Here is a 24,050-nt window from a genome sequence, read left to right as displayed (position 1 = left end):
CCCCGCACTCCCCCTCCCCTGACTGGAGACGACTCTGGGCCCCTGCCGGGTGGCAGGGGCCCAGAGCCTCAGGCGGGGTGGACCGGGGTCAGCGCACGACCACCGAGACGACCGAGGACGTCGCGGGGTTGTAGACCGTCGACCCGTTGTAGGTCGCCGTCAGGCGGTGCGTGCCACGTGCCAGGACGGGCGCCCGGAGTGCCGCCTTGCCCTTGCTGACCTTGACCGTCCCCAGAACACGGGAACCATCGCGGAACGTCACCGTCCCGGATGCCGCCGACGGGCTGACCACCGAGGTCAGGGTCGGACGGTAGCCGTAGCCGTAGGAGCGGTAGGTGGAGGCGAGCGAGGCCTTGCTCGCCAGCCCGTTGACCGTCACCTTGACCGCCGCGGACACGCTCGCGAGCGTGCTGGCGTCACCGTTGTAGGTCGCGGTCATCGAGTGGACGCCCCGCGTCTGACCCGTCGCCGTCCAGACTGCCTTGCCGCTCTTGACGGCGACCGTCTTGACGAGCTTCCCGTTGTCCCGGAAGGACACCGTGCCCGTCGCGATCGACGGGCTCACCGTGGCCGTGAAGACCGGCTTGCCACCGTAGGTGTAGGACGTCGAGCTCGCGGTGAGCCTGGTCGACGACTTCGCCTTGACCGTCACGACCTGGGCGCGGGCGCCATCGGTGTTCAGGTGGTGGATGAGCAGCAGGCCCTGGGGCTTGTCCGAGGCGTACGACGCATCGTCGCGACGGACGTCCAGCGACTTGCCCGGCAGGTCGGTGTTGAGCAGCGTGCCGTAGTCACCGTAGGCCGCCAGCGCGGGCGAGACCACGCTGATCGTCAGGGGCGACGTGGCCGAGCCGATGGCGTCGACCGCCCCGGCCTCCGCCGTGTAGGACTCCACCCAGTACTTGACCTTCGGAGCCGCGCCGGTGATGAGCCCCGCGTCCTGCAACGTGCCCACCGAGACCGGAAGGGCCAGCGAGTCGCTGTTGAAGACGTTGGTGTCGAAGGAGCCATCGATGCCGTTGATCAGCTCGTCGTCGAGGACCTTGCCGTAGGTCGCCGACGCCTTGCGCAGGTCGACCAGCTCCGAGAAGAAGTAGTCGTAGTCGTCCGTCGTCACCGCTCGGGTGTTGTAGACGATCGCGTCGGGTCCGGGGTTGGTGGCGTCGGTCTCGAGCAGCACGTCGAACTCGGTGTACGAGGCCGGCGTGCGCCAGGGGCCGAAGCTGCTGACGCCGAAGGTGAGCATCGACTGGCCGCGGTCGGCCGCAGTCAACAGGGGGGCATCCGAGGCGCTGCCGACATAACGAAGGTCGGCAGAGCGGTCGTCGGCGAAGGCGATGCAGTGCAACACCAGGGTCGGCGAGCAGCTCGGGATCTTCGGGCTGGTCCCCTGCAGCTGGAACGTGGACACCGACGACTCGTAGCCGGTCGAACCGGATCCCTGCGACACCCCGCTGCCGGAGAGAGCCAGCGAACCCACCTTGACCGGGCCACTGTTCGCCACGGTCGCCTGCGACGACGTCGTCATCGCCGAAGCCGGCCGAGGAGCAGACCAGACGGGGACGCGCAGCGCCGAGCCGGTAGTCGTGCCGACCGGCGTCAGGACCATGCGGCCGCTGGCGTCAGCGCGGTAGCTTCGCTGTGCCGGTACGTTGCAGGCGTCGTCGAGGCAGAACCCGAGCGGGTTGGAGTTCGTCGTGGGGTCCTGCACTGCCCGCAGCGCCGACTTCGTGAACGTCGCCGTCACCTTGACGTCGACGGAGCCACCGGCAGGCAGGTTCACCTGGCTGGGGCTGAAGGAGTACTTCACACCCGGGGTGGCGTGTGCCGGCTGGTAGCCGATCGTGTACGACGAGGAGCCGGTGGGCCGCTTGTTGACGACGTGCACGGTCTTGCTCAGCGTCGTGGTCGCAGTGGTGACGGCCACGGGTCCGAAGGAGACGCTGACCGCGCCGGGGGTGTCCTTGACGTAGGCGAGCGTCGTCGTGTCGACGGCCGCGTCGGCCTTGACCCGACCGGAACCGACCCGCTCCGGGCCGTAGACGGCGCCGGTGTGGTTGCGGCCGACGAAGACGTCCTGGGTCGCCGTGTTCATGATGGCGGCCTTGACCTCCTCGGGGGTCCAGGTGGAGTGGACGCCGCGCACCAGGGCGGCCTCACCTGCCACGTGCGGGGACGCCATCGAGGTGCCGCTCTCAGCGATGCCCTCGTTGCCCGTGCCCACCGCGACGGAGAAGGTGGTGACACCCGGGGCCGCGACGTCGGGCTTGACGTTGTTGGCGATACCGACACCTCGCGAGGAGAACCCCGCGAGCTGGTCGATCGCACCGCGGTCGACGATCGTGACGCTGTTGCGCAGCGCGTTGGTCATCGTGACCTTGACGGGGGTGTTGGCGTCGAGCTTGGCCTTGATCGCGAGGGTGCCCTGGTTGACGACGAGCATCGCGGGGATGTCGACGTCGCCGGTCACACCGGCGGAGAAGGAGTTGACGTCGCTGCCGAAGATGACACCCACGGCGCCGGCGGCCTTGGCCTGGCCGGAGCGGCCGACGGAGCCGCAACGACGACCTGTCCCGTCGTACCACTTGGTCATCAGGATCTTGCCGGCCACCTTGGTGGCGTCAGCCGTCGAGAGCGGCGAGCAGGCGTCGGAGTTGTTGCTTGCCGACTCCGGCTGGCTCCAGTCCCCGATCGTCACGACGTCGGTGTTGGTCAGGCCGGGCTTGGTGGCCCAGTCGTAGGCCACCGACTTCAGCGCACCGAAGACGTCGTCCTGGTGGCCGTCGACGGTGTCGGCCGGCTCGATGCCCACGGGGCTGTCGACCTTGAGGCCGTCGACCACGGAGTCGCTGTCGTCCGACGCCGCGACGGCCAGCACGCGCGTGGCGTCGCCGGGCGAACCGCCGACCTCGTACACGTCGCCGCTGTTGCCCATCGAGGCCACGACGACGGTGCCGAGGGCCGCGAGGTTGTTGGACGCCACAGCGTCCGGGTCGTCCGGCGAGCCGTAGCTGGAGCCCAGCGACATGTTGACCACGTCGAGGCGGTCCGAGAGGTCGCCGTCACCGTTGGGGTCGGCGGCCCAGTCGAGGGCTTCCCCGACGATGCTGGTGTCACCCTCGCAGCCGAAGACCTTGAGGGCGTAGAGCGAGGCGCCGGGGGCGACGCCAGGCCCGATCGCCATCGTGGCGGGGTCGATGTCGGTGGCGTACCCACCGGTGTAGGTCGCACCGGCCTTGGTCACGCCGAGCCCGGCCGTGGTGCCGGCGACGTGGGAGCCGTGGCCCTCGCAGTCGAGCGGGTTGGGGTCGGGAACGGGGACGGCACTGCCACCACCGGGGTTGTAGGCGTCGCCGGCGAAGTCGTAGCCGCCGACCACCTTGGCGGTGGGCGTGAACGTGTTGGAGGCCTTGGCCGCGGCGTATGCAGCGCCGGTGCCGGGACCGCCGAAGTCGGCGTGGGTGTAGTCGATGCCGGTGTCGATGATGCCGACCCGGACGCCCTGACCCGTCTCGCCCCGGCCCTTCCAGACGGCGGGTGCGCCGATGAGCGGCACCGACGCGGAGTTGGACTTGGCCTTCGGCGTGATGCGGTGGACTGCCTTGACACCAGGGAGGGCAGCGAGGGCGTTCAGCTTGCTCGCGTCGGTGCGCACGGCGACACCCGAGTAGAGGGCGTGGGCGCGGTACAGCGTCCGCGCCTGGGTCGCGGAGGCACCGAAGCGCCCCTCGACCGTTGCCTGCGCCCGCCTGATGGTGGCCGTCTGGTTGCGGGCGGCGAGCTTGGCTGCAGCCCCGCCCCGGGAACGGGCCCGGGTGAACGCCGTCGACGCCGGGGCGGCGTCGAGCTCGATCATCACATCGACCGGGCCCTTGGCCCCGGCGAGCGAGCTGTCGACCTTCTCGCCCGCGGACTTCAGCGTCCCGAGGCGCATCGAGCCGGCGCCCATGGCGCCCCTGGGGAGCGAGAGGGCTGAACCCCGGTGCTTGACCGGGGTCGGCTGGGTACTTGCATTCGCGGGTACGGCGCCCAGCGCTGCCGCAGCCACCACCGACAGGGCGCTGACACCGACAGCGGCTGTGTAGCCGCGACGACGCCTTCCCCCAGATTGCATCGACACGAGGTCTCCTTCGCCGTGGCAACACACCACCTGCCCGGGGTCCCCCAGGGCCCGTGGAGGACACACTCCCCCACCGGTTCACCACGCCGGGGCCGAACGTAGGCCATGAGACGCCCCGCGGGAACGGGAACCACCGATACCCAGACGGTAAATTTGTGTAGATCCACGGTCCCGCTACCGTCCAGCGGCCTCAGGCGGCTCGGACCCGGTCAGGCGAGGAACGTCAGGCGAGGAACGTCAGGCAAGGCCCCGGGCGGCCCTGACGATGCGGACGAACTCGCCCATGATGTCGTTGAGGCCGAAGTCCTTGGGGGTGAAGACCGCTGCCACCCCCAGCGCCCGGAGCGCCCGCGCATCGCTGTCGGGGATGATCCCGCCGACCACGACGGGGACCTCAGCAGCGCCGGCCGCCCGCAGGCCGTCGAGGATCTGCGGCACGAGCTCCATGTGCGAGCCGGACAGAATCGATATGCCGACGAGGTGGACGTCCTCGGCGACCGCGGCGGCGACGATCTGCTCCGGGGTCAGCCGGATGCCCTGGTAGACCACCTCGAACCCGGCGTCCCGGGCCCGCACCGCGATCTGCTCGGCACCGTTGCTGTGGCCGTCGAGCCCGGGTTTGGCCACCAGGACCCGCAGGCGCTCGCCGAGCTCGTCGGCGGTCCGTCGGACCTGCTCACGCACCGCGCGCAGCTCGTCGCTGCCGCCGTCGCTCACCCCGACGGTTCCGGACACCCCTGTGGGCGCCCGGAACTCGCCGAACTCCTCACGCAGCGCCTGGGCCCACTCCCCCGTGGTCACCCCGGCCCGTGCCGCCTCCAGCGACGCCGCCATGAGGTTCGCGCCTGCCCGCGCGTCGGCCCGCAGGGCGGCCACCGCGGCAACCGCCCGGTCGCGACCAACGGGGTCCGCGTCGCGCTGCTCACGCCACGCGCGGACTGCGGCAACGGCCTTGGCCTCGACGTCGTGGTCGACGGTCTGGATCGCCGCGTCGAGATCTGCCGTGAGCGGGTTGGGCTCGGTCGTCTCGAACCGGTTCACGCCGACGACGACGTCCTCGCCGGTCTCGATCCGCTGGCGCCGCAACGAGTGCGAGGCCACCAGCGCCGACTTCATGTAGCCGCTCTCGACGGCCGGCACGGCTCCGCCCATCTCCTGCACCCGGGCGATCTCGGCTCGGGCACCGTCGAGCAGCGAAGCGACCTTGGCCTCCACGACGGTCGAACCCTCGAAGAGGTCGTCGTACTCGAGCAGGTCGGACTCGAAGGCGAGCACCTGCTGCATGCGCAGGGACCACTGCTGGTCCCACGGGCGCGGGAGGCCCAGCGCCTCGTTCCACGCGGGCAGCTGGACCGCCCGGGCGCGGGCGTCCTTGCTCAGCGTCACCGCCAGCATCTCCAGCACGATCCGCTGGACGTTGTTCTCGGGCTGCGCCTCGGTGAGGCCGAGGGAGTTGACCTGCACGCCATACCGGAAGCGACGCTGCCTGGGGTCCTGCACGCCGTAGCGCTCGCGGGTGAGGTCGTCCCACAGCTGCACGAACGCCCGCATCTTGCACATCTCCTCGACGAACCGCACGCCGGCGTTGACGAAGAACGAGATCCGCGCGACCACCTCGCCGAACCGCTCCTGCGGCACCTGTCCCGAGTCCCGCACCGCATCGAGGACGGCGATCGCGGTGCACATCGCGTACGCGATCTCCTGCACCGGCGTGGCCCCCGCCTCCTGCAGGTGGTAGCTGCAGATGTTGATGGGGTTCCACTTCGGGAGGTCGGACACCGTGTGGGCGACCATGTCGGTGATCAGCCGCAGCGAGGGCTCGGGCGCGAACACGTAGGTGCCGCGCGAGAGGTACTCCTTGATGATGTCGTTCTGCGTCGTGCCGGTCAGCGCGCGGACGGCCTCGTCCGGGTCGCGGCCGTCCGCGACCGCCTGCTCCTGCGCCACCACCTCGTACATCGCCAGCAGCCACATGGCCGTGGCGTTGATCGTCATCGAGGTGTTCATCCGGTCGAGCGGGATCTGGTCGAACAACGCCCGCATGTCACCGATGTGCGAGATCGGCACACCCACCTTGCCGACCTCGCCCCGAGCCAGCGGGTGGTCGGGGTCGTAGCCGGTCTGCGTGGGCAGATCGAAGGCGACGGACAACCCGGTCTGGCCCTTGTCGAGGTTGCGGCGGTAGAGCGCGTTGCTCGCGGTGGCGCTGGAGTGCCCGGCGTACGTGCGCATCACCCATGGCCGGTCCCGTTCGGGCCGGGCCGGCGCAGCAGCAGGGGGTAGGGAGCCGATCCCGGTCCCGCGGTCGGTGACAGGGGCGGGAGTGGGCGCGTCAGTGCGCTCGAGCGGCTCGGGCATGAGCCCGAAGGTACCTGCGGCGCGGTCGAGGCCGGGAGGCGTTCAGGCGGTGACAGCCGCCACAGTCGCCACATCCGGAAGGTCGCGGAGCACCAGCGAGCGGTCGAGGCGTGATGCACGCAACAGACGGCCGGTGCGCTCGCTCATGTCGACCACCGCCAGGCGGCGGCCGGCGCGGCGGGCACGGTTGTACGCCTCCACGAGGACCCCGAGGCCGGTCGCGTCACCGATCTCCGCACCGGCGAGACGCACATACACGTCACCGCACCCGGTGTCGATGATCTCGTGCAGCAGCAACCTGACGTCCGGGACGGAGTGCACGTCGATGCGGCCGGTGATGGCGACTTCCTGACCCGTGTGCAGCGCGCGGACTGCCACGGGGAGTACCCCGATGGTGCTGACCGACATGCGAACCCCCTTGTCCGGTGACACATTCACTCACACAGACGCAACCGAAGGGGAGGCTGGTTGTCCCGGGTCAGGTCAAGATCTGGTAACTGTTGAGATCCAGGTCACAGGAACGGGTCGTCGTCCGGCTCGCGGGTGACGTCCGCACCCAGGCCCTGCATGCTCTCCGCGAACCCCGCGTAACCGCGGTCGATGTGCTGGGCACCGCTGACCGTGGTGATCCCGTCGGCCACCAGGCCGGCGATGACCAGGGCAGCCCCGGCCCGGATGTCGCTCGCCTCGACCGGGGCACCCGACAAGCGCTCGACACCGTGGACCATGACGTGGTGTCCGTCGATACGGGTCTCCGCCCCGAGGCGGTTGAGCTCCTGGACCGTGCGGAAGCGCGCCTCGAAGAGGTTCTCGGTGATCATCGCCGAGCCCTCTGCCACGGCGTTGCACGCCAGCGCGAAGGGCTGCAGGTCCGTCGGGAACCCCGGGTAGGGCAGCGTCGCGACGTCGAACGCCTGGGGGCGCCGTCCGCCGGAGTCGACCCGGAAGCCGCGCGGGGTGTCGGTGACGGTGGCCCCGCTGGCCTCCACCAGCTCCAGGGCAGCGACCAGGTGTGCGCTGACCGCGCCCACGACCTCGACGTCGCCACGCGTCGCGGACGCCGCGAAGGCCCATGTGCCGGCCGCGATGCGGTCCGGCACCACTGCGTGCTCGATCGCCGTGAGGGCGTCGACCCCCTGCACCTCGATCACCGAGGTGCCTGCACCCTGGATCTGGGCGCCCATCGAGATGAGCATCGCGGCGATGTCGACGATCTCGGGCTCTCGGGCGGCGTTCTCCAGTCGGGTCGTGCCCCGCGCGAGCACGGCGGCAGTGAGGACGTTCTCGGTGGCGCCCACGCTGGGGAACTCCAAACGGATCTCCGCACCGTCAAGCCCTCCCGGCGCCTCGGCGACGAGGAACCCGTGCGTGACGTGGACGCTGGCACCCAGGGCCTCGAGCCCGGCTGCGTGCAGGTCGAGCCCGCGCGAGCCGATGGCGTCGCCACCGGGGACCGCGACGTCGGCCGAGCCCGTCCGGGCCACCAGCGGGCCCAGCACCGCGGTCGACGCGCGCAGGGCGCGGACGAGGTCGTAGTCGGCGCGGTGGCCGATCTTCTCCGGGACGTCGATCTCGACGACGCCCGCCGTGGCGTCGTAGTCCACGGTGCAGCCGAGCCGTCGCAGCAGCTCGGCCATGATCGTCACGTCGAGGATGGCCGGCACGTTGGTGAGCCGGGTCCGTCCCACCGCGAGCAGGGCCACCGCCATGAGCTTGAGCGCGCTGTTCTTCGCGCCCCACACGGCCACCTCGCCGCGCAGCGCGGTGCCTCCGACAACCCTGAATCTCTCAGCCACCGACCCACCCTATCCGCGGTCGACCACCTCATCTGACAGGCTGCAGCCATGGTCAACCTCACCCGCATCTACACCCGGACCGGCGACGACGGGAAGACCCACCTCGGCGACATGAGCCGCACCAGCAAGACCGACGTCCGTCTGCTTGCCTACGCCGACGCCAACGAGGCGAACGCCGCCATCGGGGTCGCGGTCGCCGCCGGTGACCTCCCCGAGGACGTCAGGGCCACTCTCCTGCGGGTCCAGAACGACCTCTTCGACGTGGGCGCCGACCTCTGCTCCCCCCTGCAACCGACCTACGAGTACCCGCCCCTTCGCGTCGAGCAGGCCTGGATCGACGAGCTCGAGGCGGACTGCGACCGATACCTCGAGCGGGTCGAGAAGCTGCGTTCCTTCATCCTCCCCGGCGGCACCGTCGGGTCAGCCCACCTGCACGTGGCCACGACCGTGGTGCGCCGCGCCGAGCGAGCCGCCTGGGCGGCCATCGACGCCTACGGCGACCAGCCCGGCACCGGGAGGAAGGGCGAGGGTGGGGTCAACGTCCTCACCGCGACCTACCTCAACCGGCTCTCGGACCTGCTCTTCGTGCTCGCCCGGGTGGCGAACCTGCCGATCGGTGGCGACGTGCTGTGGCAGCCCGGCGGCGGTCGAGCCGAGGTGCCCCGCGAGAAGAAGTGACGCCGCTCAGGCGACGTTGACGTTGAAACCCGGGGGCGAGCTCTCCAGCCAGCTGCGCATCGCCGTGTAGGCGGGCGGGGCCAGGGCGATGCGGAACTCCTCGCCGTCGTAACGACACTGCACCGTGACGGCGTCCGGCAGGCCGGAGACGGGCTCCTGCGACACCTCGGGCGGACCCAGCTCCAGCCGGGGCCGGTCCCACGAGCGCAGCGGTCGGGGCGAGGGGCCGATGAGGGTGAACCACTCCAGCGTGCCCCCGGAGAACCGCAGCAGCCCCAGGCGGTAGGAGGATCGGCCGGGCAGCCGCAGCGCGCACAGCATGAGCGGGGCCCCGGACGACAGCAGGCGCCGACGGACGAAGATGTATGCCAGCGCCAGGACTGCGAGCAGGGCGAGCGTCCCCACGATGATCTCGAACACGACCACGGGCGACATGCTCACCCCCTCCGACTAGGCCGGGATCTGCGAGGCGTCGACGGCCTCGGCGACGATGATGACCTTGTCGCGGTCGACGGACAGGAACCCGCCGTCCACCGTGGCGACGGCGCTGCTCTCACCGGTCTTGATGCGGACCTCACCCTCGACGAGGACCCCGAGCAGGGGCGTGTGCCCGGGCATGATGCCCAGCTCGCCGTCGACGGTACGGGCGACGACCATCTCGGCCTCGCCCTCCCAGACCTTGCGGTCGGCAGCGACGAGTTCAACCTGCAGGGTGCTCACGGTGTCCTCCACGGGAATGCGTACTGATCGAGTCTAACGGCCGCCGCGGGGGCGCCGCGCGACGGGCGGTATGCCGCGGGGCCAGCCAGTGTGGCCGGCCCCGCGACCTACGGGTGCTGCTGGTGACGCTCTCGCGTCGACCTCATGGACGCTGTCGCGTCAGAGGTTCTTCTCGATCTCCGCGGCCTGGCGCTCGACGTCGTCGAGGCCACCACACATGAAGAACGCCTGCTCGGGCACGTGGTCGTACTCGCCGTCGGCAATCTTCGTGAACGCCTCGATGCTGTCGGTCAGCGGGACCGTCGAACCCTCGATGCCGGTGAACTGCTTGGCGACGTAGGTGTTCTGCGACAGGAAGCGCTGGATGCGACGGGCGCGGTTGACGAGGATCTTGTCCTCTTCGGAGAGCTCGTCGATACCGAGGATGGCGATGATGTCCTGCAGCTCCTTGTTGCGCTGGAGGATCTGCTTGACGCGCACCGCGGTGTTGTAGTGGTCCTCGGCGATGTAGCGACGGTCGAGGATGCGCGAGGTCGACGTGAGCGGGTCCACGGCCGGGTAGATGCCGAGCGAGGCGATCTCACGGGAGAGCTCGGTCGTCGCGTCCAGGTGGGCGAACGTCGTGGCCGGGGCCGGGTCGGTGTAGTCGTCAGCCGGCACGTAGATCGCCTGCATCGAGGTGATCGAGTGACCACGCGTCGAGGTGATCCGCTCCTGGAGCGTGCCCATCTCGTCGGCGAGGGTGGGCTGGTAACCCACGGCGGACGGCATACGGCCCAGCAGGGTGGAGACCTCGGAACCGGCCTGCGTGAAGCGGAAGATGTTGTCGATGAAGAGCAGCACGTCCTGGTTCTGCACGTCGCGGAAGTACTCCGCCATCGTCAGCGCCGACAGCGCCACGCGAAGACGCGTGCCCGGCGGCTCGTCCATCTGGCCGAAGACGAGCGCGGTCTGTCCGAGGACACCCGCCTCCTCCATCTCGACCATGAGGTCGTTGCCCTCACGGGTGCGCTCGCCGACACCGGCGAACACCGACACACCACCGTGGTCGCGGGCGACACGGGCGATCATCTCCTGGATGAGCACCGTCTTGCCCACGCCGGCGCCGCCGAACAGGCCGATCTTTCCGCCCTGGACGTACGGGGTCAGCAGGTCGATGACCTTGATGCCGGTCTCGAACATCTGGGTCTTGGACTCGAGCTGGTCGAAGGCCGGCGCCTTGCGGTGGATGCCCCAGCGCTCCTTGACCTCGAAGGTCTCGCCCTCGGCGAGGTTCATGACCTCACCGGTGGTGTTGAAGACCTTGCCGAGGGTCTGGTCGCCGACGGGCACCGAGATCGGGCCGCCGGTATCCTGGACCTGCGTGCCGCGGACGAGGCCGTCGGTGGGCTGCAGGGAGATGGCACGGACCATGTTGTCGCCGATGTGCTGGGCGACCTCGAGGTTGAGGTTCTTGGTCTCCCCCAGGAGCTCGACCGACGTGGTCAGCAGGTTGTACTGCTCCGGCATGGCGTCGGCGGGGAACTCCACGTCGACGACCGGGCCGATGATGCGGGAGATGCGGCCGATGCCACCGGGGGTGGCGGCCTTGGTCTCTTCAGTGACAGTGGCAGTCATTGGTTTCTCTCTACCTTCTCAACTGGCGTCGGCGAGGGCGCTGGCGCCGCCCACGATCTCGCTGATCTCTTGGGTGATCTCGGCCTGGCGAGCCTGGTTGGCAAGCCGGGTGTACTTCTTGATGAGCTCTTCGGCGTTGTCCGTGGCGGACTTCATCGCCTTCTGGCGCGAAGCGAGCTCGGACGCGGCGGCCTGCAGCAGGCAGTTGTAGATGCGCGCCGTGACGTACTTGGGCAGCAGCGCGTCGAGGACCTGCTCGGCACTCGGCTCGAACTCGTAGAGCGGCAGGACGTCGTCCTCGGCGGGGGCCTCTTCGCCCTCCACGACCTCGAGGGGCAGCATGCGGATGACGTCGGGCTCCTGCGTCACCATGTTCACGAAGCGCGTGAACACGATGTGCACCTCGTCCACGCCGCCCTCGTCATAGGCACGGTTGAACGCGGCGACCAGGGTCTCCCCGATCTCCCGGGCGACCTCGAAGGTGGGCTGGTCGGTGAAGCCGGTCCACTCGTCAGCGAACTCGCGCTTGCGGAACTTGTAGAAGGCGACCGCCTTGCGTCCGACGAGGAAGGGCGTGACCTCCTTGCCGGCGGCCTTGAGCTCGCCGATGAGTCGCTCGCTCTCCTTGAGGACGGAGGAGCTGTAGGCCCCGGCCAGTCCACGGTCGGAGGTGACGACGAGCACGGCGGCGCGGCGGACGTTCTCGTGCTCGGTGGTCAGCGGGTGGTCGACGTTGGAGAACGTCGCCACGGCCGAGACGGCCCGGGTCAGCGCACGGGCGTACGGCGAGGACTCGCGCACGCGCTGCTGCGCCTTGACCACGCGGGACGCTGCGATGAGCTCCATGGCGCGCGTGATCTTCTTGGTCGCCTGGACGGACCGGATGCGCTGGCGGTAGACCCGCATCTGCGCTCCCATATGTTGCCGCCTCTCTCGTTCGTTCCTGGTGGCCTGTGGCCGCTGATCAGTTCTGGGGGGGGCGCTGCGGTGGAGCCGCAGCACGCTCGCTGTGAGGTGCCGGGTGCGCGGCTGGCGCGCACCCGGCATACGACTCAGCGCTTCTGCTTGACGATCTTCTCCTGCTCGGGCTCGTGCTCGAGCTCGCCCGGGTCTGCCTCGTGGCCGACGGGGGTGGTCTCGGAGCCGGAGGCGGCGAACTGCTGCTTGAACGCCGTGACGGCGTCCTCGAGCCCGGAGCGGGTCTCGTCCTCGAACTTCTTGGACTCGCGGATGGCGTCCAGCAGGCCCTTCTTCTCCCGACGCAGGTAGTCGAGGAACTCGGTCTCGAAGCGGGACACGTCCTCCACCGCGATGGAGTCGAGCTGACCGGTCGTGCCGGTCCAGATGGACACGACCTGCTCCTCGACCGGGAACGGCGCGGCCTGCTTCTGCTTGAGCAGCTCGACGAGGCGGGCACCCTTGGCGAGCTGGGCACGGGAGGCCGGGTCGAGGTCCGAGGCGAACATGGCGAAGGCCTCCATCGCACGGAACTGCGCGAGGTCGAGCTTCAGACGACCGGACACCTCCTTCATGGCCTTGATCTGCGCGGCGCCACCGACACGGGAGACGGAGACACCCACGTCGATCGCGGGACGCACGTTGGCGTTGAACAGGTCGGCCTGCAGGTAGATCTGGCCGTCGGTGATCGAGATGACGTTGGTCGGGATGTACGCGGAGACGTCACCGGCCTTGGTCTCGATGATCGGCAGACCCGTCATGGAGCCGGCGCCGAGGTCGTCGGACAGCTTCGCGCAGCGCTCCAGCAGGCGGGAGTGCAGGTAGAAGACGTCACCGGGGTAGGCCTCGCGGCCCGGCGGGCGACGCAGCAGCAGCGACACGGCGCGGTAGGCCTCGGCCTGCTTGGACAGGTCGTCGAACACGATGAGGACGTGCTTGCCCTGGTACATCCAGTGCTGGCCGATGGCCGAACCGGTGTAGGGAGCGAGGTACTTGAAGCCGGCCGAGTCGGACGCGGGGGCCGCGACGATGGTCGTGTACTCGAGGGCACCGGCCTCTTCCAGCGTGCCGCGGACGGCAGCGATGGTCGAGCCCTTCTGGCCCATGGCGACGTAGATGCAGCGGACCTGCTTCTCGGGGTCGCCGGAGTCCCAGTTCTGCTTCTGGTTGATGATGGTGTCGACCGCGACCGTGGTCTTGCCGGTCTGGCGGTCACCGATGATGAGCTGGCGCTGGCCACGACCGATGGGGGTCATGGCGTCGACGGCCTTGAGGCCGGTCTGCAGCGGCTCGTGCACCGACTTGCGCTGCACGACGGTGGGCGCCTGCAGCTCGAGGGCACGACGCTCGGTGGTCGCCACCTCGCCGAGGCCGTCGATCGGCTGGCCCAGCGGGTTGACGACACGGCCGAGGAACGCGTCACCGACGGGCACCGAGAGCACCTCGCCGGTCCGCTTGACCTCCTGGCCCTCCTCGATCTTGGAGAAGTCACCCAGGATGACGACGCCGATCTCGTGGACGTCGAGGTTGAGCGCGAGGCCCAGCGTGCCGTCCTCGAACTCGAGCAGCTCGTTGGTCATGCACGAGGGCAGGCCCTCGACGTGGGCGATGCCGTCACCGGCATCGCTGACGCGGCCGACCTCTTCGCGGGAGGCCGTGCCGGGCTCGTAGGACTGAACGAAGTTGTCCAGTGCGTCCCGGATCTCCTCCGGACGGATCGAAAGCTCCGTCATCTGATCTCTTCTCCCTTGAGTGGTGCAGTGACCGGCGCCGAGTGGGCTCGGACCGGAAGGCGTTGTGGTGGTCGTGCTCTTGAGTTGTGGTGCGTGCCGTCAGCCGGCGATGTGCCTGCGGGCCTCGTCGAGGCGCCGCAGGACCGTGCCGTCGACGACCTCGTCGCCGACCTGCACGCGGATGCCACCGATGACCTGCTCGTCGCGGACGACCTGGAGCACGATGGTCTTGCCGTAGATGTTCTGCAGCGCTGCCGACAGGCGCTCACGCTGCTGCTCGGTGAGGTCGGTGGCCGCCGTGACGACCGCCGTGACCTGCTCGCGCCGCGTCGCGGCGAGGGCGAGGTAGTCCTCGAGCGTGCGGTCGAGCTTGCGACCCCGGGGGGCGAGCACGGCCTGGCGGGCGAGCCGGACCGTCTCCTCGCTGGCCTTGCCCTCGAGCAGCTGCGACACCACGCCGGCCTTGGCCTGGACGTCGCCCTGGCGGTTGGTCAGGCGGTCCCGCAGGCCGGGGTTGCCGGCCACGATCCGCTCGAAACGGAACAGCTCGTCCTCGACGCGGTCGCTGTGCCCGTTCGCCTCGGCCGCAGCCAGCAGGGACTCGATGCCGAGCCGCTCCACGGTGTCCGAGAGGTCACGCTCGGTGGCCCAGCGCTGGCCCACGAGGGCCTTGACCACGACCACGGCCTCCGGGGAGACCTTGCCGGAGAGCAGGCGCTCGGCGAGCGCCTGCTTGCCGGCAGCCTCACGCGACGGGTCCGCGAGGGCCCGGCGCAGCGTGGCGCTGCCGTCGATGAGCGCGGTCACGGCGAGGAGCTCCTCGGCGAGGGCGCGGCGGTCCGCTCCCGCAGCGAGCGCGGCCTCGAGGGCCGTGCTCCCGGCGAGCGAGGCTGCGCGCGACGAACCACGCATCAGGAGCCCTCTCCGACCTTCTCGGGCTGCACCTGACCGGACTCGAGCTCGGCGAGGAACCGGTCGACGATGCCGCGCTGGCGGACCTCGTCCTCGAGGGACTCGCCCACGATGCGGCTGGCCAGGTCGGTCGACAGGCGACCCACCTCGGACCGCAACGACACGACGGCCTGCTGGCGCTCGGCCTCGATCTGCTTGTGCGCGGCCTCGGTGATGCGAGTCGCCTCGGTCTGCGCGTGACTGCGCATCTCCACGACGATCGCCGCACCCTGCTCGCGGGCCTCCTCACGGATGCGCGCGGCCTCGGCACGGGCCTCGGCGAGCTGCTCCTGGTACTGCTCCAGGGCCGCCTGGGCCTGCTGCTGGGCCTCTTCGGCCTGCTGCATACCGCCCTCGATGGCAGCCGTGCGGTCGGCGTAGGCCTTCTCGAGGTTCGGCACGACCTTCTTGGCCACGACCCAGTAGAGGATCGCGAACGCGATGATGCCGAAGATCAGCTCACCCCAGAGGGGCAGGATCGGCAGGCGTTCGCCGGTCTTGTCCTCGGCGGCGGCCGCGACAACCACCTGCGTGATGCCGGTGAAGTGCTGCACGGGTTCTCCTAGTGCTGTGGTGCCAGACGGCTTGGGGCTGGTGCGGGGTTCGTCAGGCGGACTTGAAGACGAACGCGAGGACCAGACCGAAGATGGCCAGCGCCTCGGCGAGGGCGAAGCCGAGGATGGCGATGCCCTGCAGGACGCCGCGGGCCTCAGGCTGGCGGGCGACACCGTTGATGTAGGCGGCGAAGATGAGGCCGATGCCCACACCAGGCCCGATCGCGGACAGGCCGTAACCGAGAATGGCGATGTTGCCACCGATGTTGATGGTCCCGTTCATGGGATGAGTCCTCTTTCGTTCTTGAGGTACCGGGTGGCACGTGCCACCCGGACGTTCGTGGGTTGGTTATTCAGTTGTGGGTCGAGCGGGTCCTGCTCCGGGCGGTCGGCCCGGACGGTCTCAGTGCTCGTCGGCGAGCGAGCCGGCGATGTAGGTCGCTGCGAGCAAGGTGAAGATGTACGCCTGCAGGAACTCGATCAGCCCCTCGAACGCGGTCAGGACGAGCGCCATGCCGAAGCTGCCGACCCCCGCGATCTTCAGGCCGAAGCTGCCGTGGATGAGCATGTACTCACCGCCGGTGATGAACAGCAGGAGCAGCAGGTGACCGGCGAACATGTTGCCGAAGAGTCGCAGGGCGAGCGTCAGCGGACGCGTGACGAAGTACGTCAGCAGCTCCAGCGGGATGATCAGCACGTAGATCGGCTTGGGCAGGCCCGGCGGGATCATGTGCTTGATGTGGCCCCACGCGCCGTTCTTCTGGATGCCCACCGCGTGGTAGACGACGAAGACGAGCAGGGTGAGGGCGATCGGGAAGCCGATGCGGCTCATCGTGGGGTACTGGAACGGCGGGATGATGCCGTACAGGTTGTTCACCAGGATCAGCATGAACATGGTGAACAGGAGCGGGACGAACCGCAGGAAGTCCCGGCTGCCGATGATGTCGCGGGCCAGGCCGTTGCGCACGAAGTTGTAGGCGCTCTCGGTGATCCACTGCCCCTTGCCGGGGACGACCGCCGCGCGCTTGGTCGTGGCGACCAGGACCCAGGCCAGCAGCGCCACGGAGATGGCGAGGATGACCATGGGTCGCGTGAGCGCGAAGTCTCCGTGACCGATCAGGGGCTGGTAGAACTCCGCCGGCGTCGGGGCCTGGTATCCCGATCCGTCGCCGCCTTCGGCCGCCAGGTTGCTGGCGGCCAGCACGTTCAGACTCACGTGTTCTCCTCGAGCGTGGTGTGTGGGACAGTCCACTGGCCTACGGCGGCGGCATTCCAACGCCAAGCGCAACCGTGCGGGGTCTGACCTGCGGAAGTCACTGCGTACCGTACCGGAACCACACGAGGTACAGCGACAGGGCCATCCCCCCGACGATCCCCACGGCGACGAGCCAGGTCGTGCCCAGCCAGTGGTCGAGCCCCCAGCCGATGCCCCCGAACATCGCCGGGCCGGTGATGAGGTAGGACACGACGTTCCACATGCGCGCCTCCTCCATCCGCTCGTGCCCGGAGTCGGCCTGCTCCAGCGGAGTGGGCCGACGGGGCGGTTCCGAGGGTGGTGGCGTGCTCATGGCGAGCTCCTGGGGTCATGGGGTGGACCCCCCATCCTGCACGGGGGGCTGCGACTCGTCGAAGACCGGCTTGCGGCTCCGGACGTAGGCCACGACCTGGAAGACCTGCCAGACCACGGCGACCGCGAGGATGGACAGGCCGAAGGCGGTGCCGTTCAGCCAGGTCGCGCCCTGCAGCGCGATGATGACGACGAGCAGGAAGATCAGCTGCCCCATGAAGACGGCCAGCGCGCTGGCGAGGAAGCGGAACGGGTCGGTTGCCCCGCCCAGCTTGCGCATGACCAGCAGCCCTAGGGCGAAGAACACCATCGCGATGACGAAGCCGAGGCCGGCACCGAGCGCCGCCTTGCCGCCACCGAGGACCGCAGCCACGACCACCGCGACCGGACCCACCGCGAGGGTGGGGAGGAAGGCCCCACGCAGCATCACCGCGAACGGGTCGTGGGTGGGGGGCGGAGGAGTGCTCAAAGGTCTGGCCTGCCTGATTCGTCGGAGCTTCGGCGCTTGGCGAATGGGGTGGTCTGCACCCACCTTGGGGCGCTTGTGAAAGGTATCACAAGCGCTCCCGGGGTTCCAAAACCCTGCCACCATCCCGGCGGCTGCGGCGTGCCACGGACGGGGTCGGGCGTGCGTCGTGGACCGGGCGCCGCCGATACCCTGCCGCAGTGAGTGCCAACGCGCCTACCGGCGTCCCACTGGTCGGTCGACACGTCCGGCTCGACCCCGTGCACCCCGACGACGCCGAGGGGCTGCACGCGGTCCACGGCGACCCGGTCGTCTACACCCAGGGATACGTCATGAGCGCCCCTCCCCCGGACCTCGCGGCGACCCGGGCCCTGGTCGCGAGCGCCATCGCCGCGCGCGGGACCGGCCGCACGGCATACACGGTGCGGCTCACCGGAGACGGCGGACTCGGTGCGGCCGGCACCGTCGTGGGCACGACGTCCCTCGGCGACGTCGACGTGGTCAACGAGAGGGTGCACCTCGGGTGGACGCTCTACGGCTCACGCTGGTGGGGCACCGCGGTCAACCCGGAGTGCAAGCTGCTGCTGCTCGGTCACGCGTTCGAGTGCGGGTTCGGGCGGGTCAAGATCCAGACCGACGCAGTCAACCACCGGTCACAGGCGGCGATCGCGAAGCTGGGGGCGACGCGCGAGGGCGTCCTGCGCCGGCACACCCGGCGCGCCGACGGGACCTTCCGCGACACGGTCGTCTTCAGCGTCCTCGCGGACGAGTGGCCCTCGGTCGAGGCCGGCCTGCGCGCACGCCTGGGTATGCCGCCATGCTGAGCGGGGCGCTCAGGGCACCTTCGGCCGGTGGCCGGGCACGGACCAGCGCGGCAGCCAGATCGTCAGGACCCCGACCACCACGACCGCGGCCAGCACACCACCGGCCGCGACGAGCGCGTCGTCGATGAAGATGAAGCTCACCGAGCCCAGGGCCGCGACGGCCGCCCAGAGCCAGAGCAGGATGACCGCGCGTCGGTGACCGTGGCCGATCTGGAGCATCCGGTGGTGCAGGTGCTGCTTGTCCGGGCTCCACGGGCGTTCACCGCGGGCGGTGCGCCGGACGACTGCCAGCAGGATGTCGACGAGCGGCAGCAGGATGATCGCGCCCGGCACGACCAGCGGCAGCAGCGTGGCCGCGACCGGGTTGGTGCTCACCTGGGACGGCGTGACGTTGCCGGTCGTCGAGATCGTCGCCGCCGCCAGCAGCAGACCGAGCAGCAGCGCCCCCGAGTCGCCCATGAACAACCGCGCCGGGTGGTAGTTGTGCGGCAGGAAGCCCAGGCAGCAGCCGATCAGCGCGGCCGAGATGAACGTCGCCGAGGAGAACACGTTCGGGGGGTCGAAGGTGCGCGAGATGCCGTAGCTGTAGATGAAGAACGACGAGGCCGCGATGACGACGACGCCGGCGGCGAGCCCGTCGAGGCCGTCGATGAAGTTGACCGCGTTGGTGAAGACGACCACCGCGAAGACCGTGAGCCCCACCATGAAGGGTTCGGGCAGCACGGTCACGCCGCCGATCGGGAGCTGGAACAGCATGACGCCGCTGAACGCCATGATCCCGGCCGCGATCATCTGCCCACCGAGCTTGGTCAGCCAGTCGAGCTCGCGGACGTCGTCGATCGCCCCGAGCAGGCACACGATGCCGGCGCCGACCAGCGTCCCCTTGAGCTCTGGCCCGAGCTCGAACACCTGCCCGAGGTACGGCAGCCTGCTCGCCGCCAGCATCGAGGCCGCGAACCCGAGGAAGATCGCCACTCCCCCCAGGCGCGGGATCGGCGTCGAGTGCACGTCACGATCGCGCACGGGGGTGAAGGCCCCCGTGCGGACGGCGATGGCACGCATGAGCGGCGTCGCGGCATACGTGATCACCGCGGCGACCATCAGGACGAGGAGGTACTCGCGCACTCAGGGCGCCTCTCGGGTGGGTCGGGACTCAGCCTCGAGGGTATGCCGGGAACCTGGTGACGAGGTCCGTCACGCCCGCGCGGACCTCCTTGGAGACCGCGTGGTCGGGGTCGGCGTCACCCTCGACGACCGCCTTGGCGATCAGGTCGGCGATGGTGCGCATCTCCTCGGTGCCCATGCCCTGGGTCGTGACGCAGGGGGTGCCCACGCGGATCCCGCTGGCGATGTTGGGCTTCTGCGGGTCGAACGGGATGGCGTTCTTGTTGAGGACGATGCCGGCCGCGTCGGAACGCGCCTCGGCGTCCGCGCCCGTGACGCCCACGCCCTGGAGGTCGTGCAGCGACAGGTGGGTGTCGGTGCCGCCTGTCGTCGGACGGATCCCCTTCTCCCCCAACGACGTCGCGAGGACGCGTGCGTTCTCGATGACCTGCTTGGCGTAAGCCTGGTACGCCGGGGTCGCACACTCCTTGAAGTTCACGGCCTTGGCCGCGATGGTGTGCATCTGCGGACCGCCCTGCATCATCGGGAAGACGGCCTTGTCGATCTTGGCCTGGTGCTCCGCCTTGCAGACCAGGGCGCCCGAGCGCGGGCCGCGCAGCACCTTGTGCGTGGTGAAGGAGACGACGTCGGCGTACGGGACCGGGCTGGGGATCGCCTTGCCCGCGACGAGGCCGATGAAGTGCGCGGCGTCGACCCAGAAGATCGCCCCGACCTCGTCGGCGAGCTTGCGGAAGAACTCGAAGTCGATGAGCCGCGGGATCGCCGATCCACCGGCGAGGATCACCTTGGGGCGGTGCTCCTTGGCGAGGCGCTCGACCTCGGCGTAGTCGATGTCCTCGGTCTCGCGGTCGACGCCGTAGTGCACCGCGTTGAACCACTTGCCGGAGAAGGAGACCTTCGTGCCGTGGGTCAGGTGGCCACCCATGGGCAACGCCATCGCCAGGATCGTGTCGCCGGGCGACATGAACGCGCCGTACACGGCCTGGTTGGCGCTGGCGCCGGAGTGGGGCTGGACGTTCGCGTGGTCGGCGTCGAACAGCGCCTTGCACCGCTCGATGGCCAGGGTCTCGGCCTTGTCGACCTCGGAGCAGCCGCCGTAGTAGCGGCGCCCCGGGTAGCCCTCGGCGTACTTGTTGGACAACGTGGAGCCGAGCGAGGTGAGGACCTCGGGGCTGGACATGTTCTCCGATGCGATGAGCTGCAGACCACCGCGGATGCGGTCGAGCTCGGAGACGAGGACGCCGGCGATCTCGGGGTCGAAGGCCTCGAGCGCGCCGAAGTCGGAGCCGTAGAAGGTGTCGCTCTGGGTCATCGGGTCTCTCCTGGGTGGTCGGCGGGGGTGCGCTCGGTGGTCGGATCCGCCGACAACTCTATGGCCTGCGTCGGCTCCGCTCCGGGGGTGTCCGTGGGCTCCTCGTCGGGGGTGTCCGTGGCCTGGTGAGCGGGCTGGTCGCCGCCCCCGTCCGTGGGCTCGTCAGCAGGATCGTCCCTGGACTCGTCCGTCGGGTCGTCCGTCGGCTCGTCGACCCCCAGCGGCTGGACCTCGTCCACAGGCTGCGCGGCCAGCATGACGGCGTCGATCTGCTGCTGGGTGACCGCTCCCAGGCGCAGCACCTCGGGCTCGGACCCGGTGCAGTCGATGATCGTCGAGACCTCGCTGCTCGTCGTCGGGCCCGCATCGAGGTAGACGGCGACCGAGGCGCCGAGCTGCGCGGCCGCGTCGGTGACCGTGGTGGCCGGGGGCTGGCCGGTGAGGTTGGCGCTGGTGACCGCCATCGGACCGACCTCGGTGAGCAGCGCGAGGGCGGTGTCGTCCTGCGGCATGCGCACGGCCACCGTCCCGTTGGTGTCTCCGAGGTCCCACATGAGGGAGGACTGGGCCTTGAACACCAGGGTGAGCGGCCCGGGCCAGAACTCGCGGATCAGGTCGCGTGCCCACTCCGGGATGTCCGTGGCCAGGCCGTCGACCGTCCGGACGCTCGGCACCAGCACGGGCGGCGGCATCTCGCGGCCGCGGCCCTTGGCCGCGAGGACGGAGGCGACCGCCTCCGGGGAGAACGCGTCGGCGCCGATGCCGTAGACGGTGTCGGTCGGCAGGACCACGACGCCGCCGTCACGGACGACCTCGACGGCTGCCGCGATCCCCTCGGCGCGCCCGGACTCGGTGGTGCAGTCGTACACAGGGCTCATGTCCGCCAGCGTAGTTGTGCCCCTCGCGACCGGGGGCGGTGGGACGCGGCGAGGGGATCAGGCCTCGGCGGCGGGGCCGGCAATCCCGGTCAGTTCGGCCGACACGTCCCACAGACGGGCCGCCGCGACCCGGTCGTAGGACGCCTTGGCGGAGCGTTTTGGCTGCTCGTTCGCGAAGTACCGACCCGTGACGCCCTCGACCACGGAGGCGGAGGCGAGGTGGATCGAGGTCCGGGCCCCCTGGTCGGGGGTCTTCATGAACGGGCGGACGACGGGCAGCAGCAGCCGCATCCAGCCACCGGAGTCCTCCTGGCCGAACGCCGTGCGCACCACCCCCGGGTGCAGGACGTTCGCCGTGACGCCGGTGCCCTCGAGGCGCCGGGCCAGCTCGTAGGTGAACATGACGTTGGCCAGCTTGGACTGGTTGTAGGCGCGTTGGCCGCTGTAGCCCTGCTCCGCCTGCAGGTCGTCGAAGTCGAGACGGCCCATGGCCTGGGCCCCCGACGACACGGTGACGACGCGAGCCGGCGCACTCTCGCGCAGCCGATCGAGCAGCAGGTTGGTGAGCAGGAACGCAGCGAGGTGGTTGACCGCAAAGGTGCGCTCCAGGCCGTCCTCGGTGGCGTGCCGGTGCGCCCAGAAGCCACCGACGTTGTTCACCAGCACGTCCAGGCGTGGGTATGCCGCGAGCACCTCCTTCGCGAGGGCCCGCACCTCGCGCTGCGCAGACAGGTCGGCGACGAAGACGTCGACGTCTCCTCCAGTGCGCCGGATGTTCGCGGCGGCCGCCTCCGCGCGAGCCGGGTCCCGCCCGACGATCCCCACCCTGGCGCCGAGGGAGGCGAGACCGGCAGCGGTGGCGCCGCCGATCCCGCCGGTGCCACCGGTGACCAGCACGGTCCGGCCGGCCATGGACTCCCCCGGAACGCCAGGCATGGTCAGCGGACGATCTTGAAGTTGAACATGCCGGTACCGAGCGCGCCCATGAGCCGCAGCCACACGGGGAGCAACATCTCGGTGCCGCGCGCGGTGGAGATGTCGCCGAGGTCGATCACATCGGTGTGCCCGAAGCTCTCGAGCAGCGCGGTCACCGTCGCCTTGGCCTCGGCGTCGTTGCCGGACACGAACACCGACGACGGCTCCCCCAGTGATGCGGGGCGCACCATGAGCTCGGCCGTCAGCGTGTTGAGGGCCTTGACGATCCGCGCCTGCGGGAACTCCCGCTGGATCTGCTCCCCGAGCGAGTCGGTGTCCTTGACGAACAGGGTGGGAGGGAAGCCCTGGGAGAAGTCGAGCGGGTTGCTGATGTCGATGACGACCTTGTCCCCGAGGACCTCGGCGCCGACGGCCTGCAAGGCCGGGATCGCCGCCGCGCCACCCGTGGCGTTGACGACGAGGTCCGCACCGGACACGGCGTCGGCGAACGTCGCGAGGGTGACCTCCGGGTGCTCGGTGGCCCACGCGGCATACGGCGGGTTGCCCATGCCGTCGGGCTCGGTGCGCGCGAGGGTGGACTGGGGGTCACGGGTGCCGGTGACGACGTCGTGGCCCAGCTCGGCCAGACGGCCCGCCAGCGCCTGGCCGACCATGCCGGTTCCGAGGACTGCGATCTTCATGGGTTCTCCTGGAGTCAGTGAAGTAGACAGATCTGTCTACTGATGACGAGAACGTAGCAGACAGATCTGTCTACTGCCAAGGTATGCTGGCCCCACGACCTTCCGAGGAGGCCCACCACCGTGACCACCACCGACACGACCGACGCACCGCTCGCGCGGTCGAGCGCTGCGCGCGACCGGATCCTCGACACCGCTGTGGAGCTCTTCTACGCCAAGGGAATCCGCGCCGTGGGGGTCGACCTGATCATCGCCGAGTCGGGCGTGGCCAAGGCGACCTTCTACAAGCACTTCCCCGCCAAGGACGACCTCGTCATCGCCTACCTCGACCGGGTCGACGAACAGTGGTCGGGGCAGCTGCACGCCGCCGCGCAGGCCGCGGGTCCGGCGCCCGCCGACCAGCTCGTCGGCCTCTTCGACGCCCTGCAGAACGCCTGCCGGTGGGAGGGCTACCGGGGCTGCGGCTTCATCAACGCCGCGGCCGAGTCCCAGCCGGGGACGGCTGCCCACGAGCGGACGGTCGCCCACAAGGCCTCTGTCCTCACCTGGGTCGAGGACCTCGCGACCCGGGCCGGGGCCCGCGACCCCCGCGCCCTGGCCCGGTCCCTGACGCTGCTGCTCGACGGCGGCCTCGCGAGCGGCACGCTCGACGCCGCACCCGAGGCGCCGTCGGTCGCCAAGGAGACGGCGAGCGCGCTCGTCGCCGCCTCCACCAGCTGACCCCGCCCGAGCCGCCCCGCCCGAGCTGATCCCGCGTGAGCTGCCCCGCCTGAGCTGCCCG

At 70.0% G+C, this 24,050-nt stretch carries 23 protein-coding genes; 3 read left to right on the top strand and 20 right to left on the bottom strand.

From position 1 onward, the window contains the following. Positions 1-88 precede the first annotated feature (88 nt). From ABEG17_RS13475 to murA, 4 genes are all read right to left on the bottom strand, one after another. Positions 89-4,114, bottom strand: coding sequence for a S8 family serine peptidase (locus ABEG17_RS13475; protein ID WP_406833205.1), 4,026 nt, complete (start codon positions 4,112-4,114; stop codon positions 89-91). 243 nt (positions 4,115-4,357) lie between these two features. Continuing rightward, on the bottom strand, positions 4,358-6,352 hold the full coding sequence (locus ABEG17_RS13470) for a protein meaA (RefSeq protein ID WP_406833204.1): 1,995 nt from the start codon (positions 6,350-6,352) through the stop codon (positions 4,358-4,360). Positions 6,353-6,520: 168 nt separating this feature from the next. Beyond that, complete coding sequence (locus ABEG17_RS13465; RefSeq protein ID WP_406829988.1) at positions 6,521-6,886, bottom strand: STAS domain-containing protein; 366 nt, start codon at positions 6,884-6,886, stop codon at positions 6,521-6,523. A 104-nt stretch (positions 6,887-6,990) separates the two neighbouring features. Further along, positions 6,991-8,274 carry a UDP-N-acetylglucosamine 1-carboxyvinyltransferase gene (gene murA / locus ABEG17_RS13460; RefSeq protein ID WP_406829987.1) on the bottom strand — a complete coding sequence of 428 codons (1,284 nt, stop codon included), beginning with the start codon at positions 8,272-8,274 and terminating at the stop codon, positions 6,991-6,993. Positions 8,275-8,322: 48 nt separating this feature from the next. Here murA and ABEG17_RS13455 point away from each other — a divergent pair, with 48 nt between their 5' ends. Continuing rightward, complete coding sequence (locus tag ABEG17_RS13455; protein WP_406829986.1) at positions 8,323-8,952, top strand: cob(I)yrinic acid a,c-diamide adenosyltransferase; 630 nt, start codon at positions 8,323-8,325, stop codon at positions 8,950-8,952. 6 nt (positions 8,953-8,958) lie between these two features. Here the strand turns inward: ABEG17_RS13455 and ABEG17_RS13450 are convergent, their stop codons facing one another. The 11 genes from ABEG17_RS13450 to ABEG17_RS13400 form a co-directional block, all read right to left on the bottom strand. After that, complete coding sequence (locus ABEG17_RS13450) at positions 8,959-9,387, bottom strand: DUF2550 family protein (RefSeq protein WP_406829985.1); 429 nt, start codon at positions 9,385-9,387, stop codon at positions 8,959-8,961. Positions 9,388-9,402: 15 nt separating this feature from the next. Beyond that, a complete protein-coding gene (locus ABEG17_RS13445; RefSeq protein WP_406829984.1) occupies positions 9,403-9,672 on the bottom strand; it encodes a F0F1 ATP synthase subunit epsilon in 270 nt (89 codons plus the stop codon). Positions 9,673-9,831: 159 nt separating this feature from the next. Beyond that, positions 9,832-11,289 carry a F0F1 ATP synthase subunit beta gene (gene atpD / locus ABEG17_RS13440; RefSeq protein ID WP_056915255.1) on the bottom strand — a complete coding sequence of 486 codons (1,458 nt, stop codon included), beginning with the start codon at positions 11,287-11,289 and terminating at the stop codon, positions 9,832-9,834. A gap of 18 nt (positions 11,290-11,307) precedes the next feature. Beyond that, positions 11,308-12,207: a F0F1 ATP synthase subunit gamma gene (locus tag ABEG17_RS13435; protein ID WP_406829983.1), complete on the bottom strand. Its 900-nt coding sequence runs from the start codon at positions 12,205-12,207 to the stop codon at positions 11,308-11,310. Positions 12,208-12,341: 134 nt separating this feature from the next. Continuing rightward, the gene (gene atpA / locus ABEG17_RS13430; protein WP_406829982.1) at positions 12,342-13,979 is read right to left on the bottom strand and encodes a F0F1 ATP synthase subunit alpha; all 1,638 of its coding nucleotides are present in this window, start codon (positions 13,977-13,979) and stop codon (positions 12,342-12,344) included. A gap of 99 nt (positions 13,980-14,078) precedes the next feature. Further along, positions 14,079-14,891 (bottom strand): F0F1 ATP synthase subunit delta, encoded by an 813-nt coding sequence (locus ABEG17_RS13425; protein WP_406829981.1) that lies wholly within the window; start codon positions 14,889-14,891, stop codon positions 14,079-14,081. Further along, positions 14,891-15,484, bottom strand: a complete 594-nt coding sequence (locus ABEG17_RS13420; RefSeq protein WP_406829980.1) for a F0F1 ATP synthase subunit B — start codon at positions 15,482-15,484, stop codon at positions 14,891-14,893. Before ABEG17_RS13420 ends, ABEG17_RS13425 begins: the two co-directional genes overlap by 1 nt. A gap of 52 nt (positions 15,485-15,536) precedes the next feature. Next, on the bottom strand, positions 15,537-15,767 hold the full coding sequence (gene atpE / locus ABEG17_RS13415; RefSeq protein ID WP_277752336.1) for an ATP synthase F0 subunit C: 231 nt from the start codon (positions 15,765-15,767) through the stop codon (positions 15,537-15,539). 120 nt (positions 15,768-15,887) lie between these two features. Continuing rightward, entirely contained in the window at positions 15,888-16,700 is an 813-nt protein-coding gene (gene atpB, locus ABEG17_RS13410) for a F0F1 ATP synthase subunit A (RefSeq protein WP_406829979.1), read from the bottom strand. A 97-nt stretch (positions 16,701-16,797) separates the two neighbouring features. Beyond that, the gene (locus ABEG17_RS13405) at positions 16,798-17,052 is read right to left on the bottom strand and encodes an AtpZ/AtpI family protein (protein WP_406829978.1); all 255 of its coding nucleotides are present in this window, start codon (positions 17,050-17,052) and stop codon (positions 16,798-16,800) included. 15 nt (positions 17,053-17,067) lie between these two features. Beyond that, a complete protein-coding gene (locus ABEG17_RS13400) occupies positions 17,068-17,520 on the bottom strand; it encodes a hypothetical protein (RefSeq protein ID WP_406829977.1) in 453 nt (150 codons plus the stop codon). A gap of 197 nt (positions 17,521-17,717) precedes the next feature. Here ABEG17_RS13400 and ABEG17_RS13395 point away from each other — a divergent pair, with 197 nt between their 5' ends. Then, the gene (locus ABEG17_RS13395) at positions 17,718-18,341 is read left to right on the top strand and encodes a GNAT family N-acetyltransferase (RefSeq protein WP_406829976.1); all 624 of its coding nucleotides are present in this window, start codon (positions 17,718-17,720) and stop codon (positions 18,339-18,341) included. A gap of 9 nt (positions 18,342-18,350) precedes the next feature. Here the strand turns inward: ABEG17_RS13395 and ABEG17_RS13390 are convergent, their stop codons facing one another. From ABEG17_RS13390 to ABEG17_RS13370, 5 genes are read right to left on the bottom strand one after another with little or no spacing between them, the layout of a single operon-like run. Further along, the gene (locus ABEG17_RS13390; RefSeq protein WP_406829975.1) at positions 18,351-19,466 is read right to left on the bottom strand and encodes an MraY family glycosyltransferase; all 1,116 of its coding nucleotides are present in this window, start codon (positions 19,464-19,466) and stop codon (positions 18,351-18,353) included. Positions 19,467-19,494: 28 nt separating this feature from the next. Then, positions 19,495-20,778, bottom strand: a complete 1,284-nt coding sequence (gene glyA / locus ABEG17_RS13385) for a serine hydroxymethyltransferase (protein WP_406829974.1) — start codon at positions 20,776-20,778, stop codon at positions 19,495-19,497. Next, complete coding sequence (locus ABEG17_RS13380; RefSeq protein WP_406829973.1) at positions 20,775-21,656, bottom strand: L-threonylcarbamoyladenylate synthase; 882 nt, start codon at positions 21,654-21,656, stop codon at positions 20,775-20,777. The genes glyA and ABEG17_RS13380 overlap by 4 nt, the downstream gene beginning before the upstream one ends. 57 nt (positions 21,657-21,713) lie before the next feature. After that, positions 21,714-22,592: an SDR family NAD(P)-dependent oxidoreductase gene (locus ABEG17_RS13375; RefSeq protein ID WP_406829972.1), complete on the bottom strand. Its 879-nt coding sequence runs from the start codon at positions 22,590-22,592 to the stop codon at positions 21,714-21,716. Positions 22,593-22,594: 2 nt separating this feature from the next. Further along, positions 22,595-23,272 (bottom strand): NADPH-dependent F420 reductase, encoded by a 678-nt coding sequence (locus ABEG17_RS13370; protein ID WP_406829971.1) that lies wholly within the window; start codon positions 23,270-23,272, stop codon positions 22,595-22,597. 120 nt (positions 23,273-23,392) lie between these two features. On the opposite strand from ABEG17_RS13370, the gene ABEG17_RS13365 reads away from it, so the two are divergent. Continuing rightward, positions 23,393-23,989 carry a TetR/AcrR family transcriptional regulator gene (locus tag ABEG17_RS13365; protein ID WP_406829970.1) on the top strand — a complete coding sequence of 199 codons (597 nt, stop codon included), beginning with the start codon at positions 23,393-23,395 and terminating at the stop codon, positions 23,987-23,989. Positions 23,990-24,050 lie beyond the last annotated feature (61 nt).

Origin of the sequence: Pedococcus sp. KACC 23699, assembly GCF_045348425.1 — a bacterium.
Lineage (GTDB): Bacteria > Actinomycetota > Actinomycetes > Actinomycetales > Dermatophilaceae > Pedococcus.
Note: the sequence above shows the minus strand (reverse complement) of the source record. Positions and strands in the feature narration are given on the sequence as shown.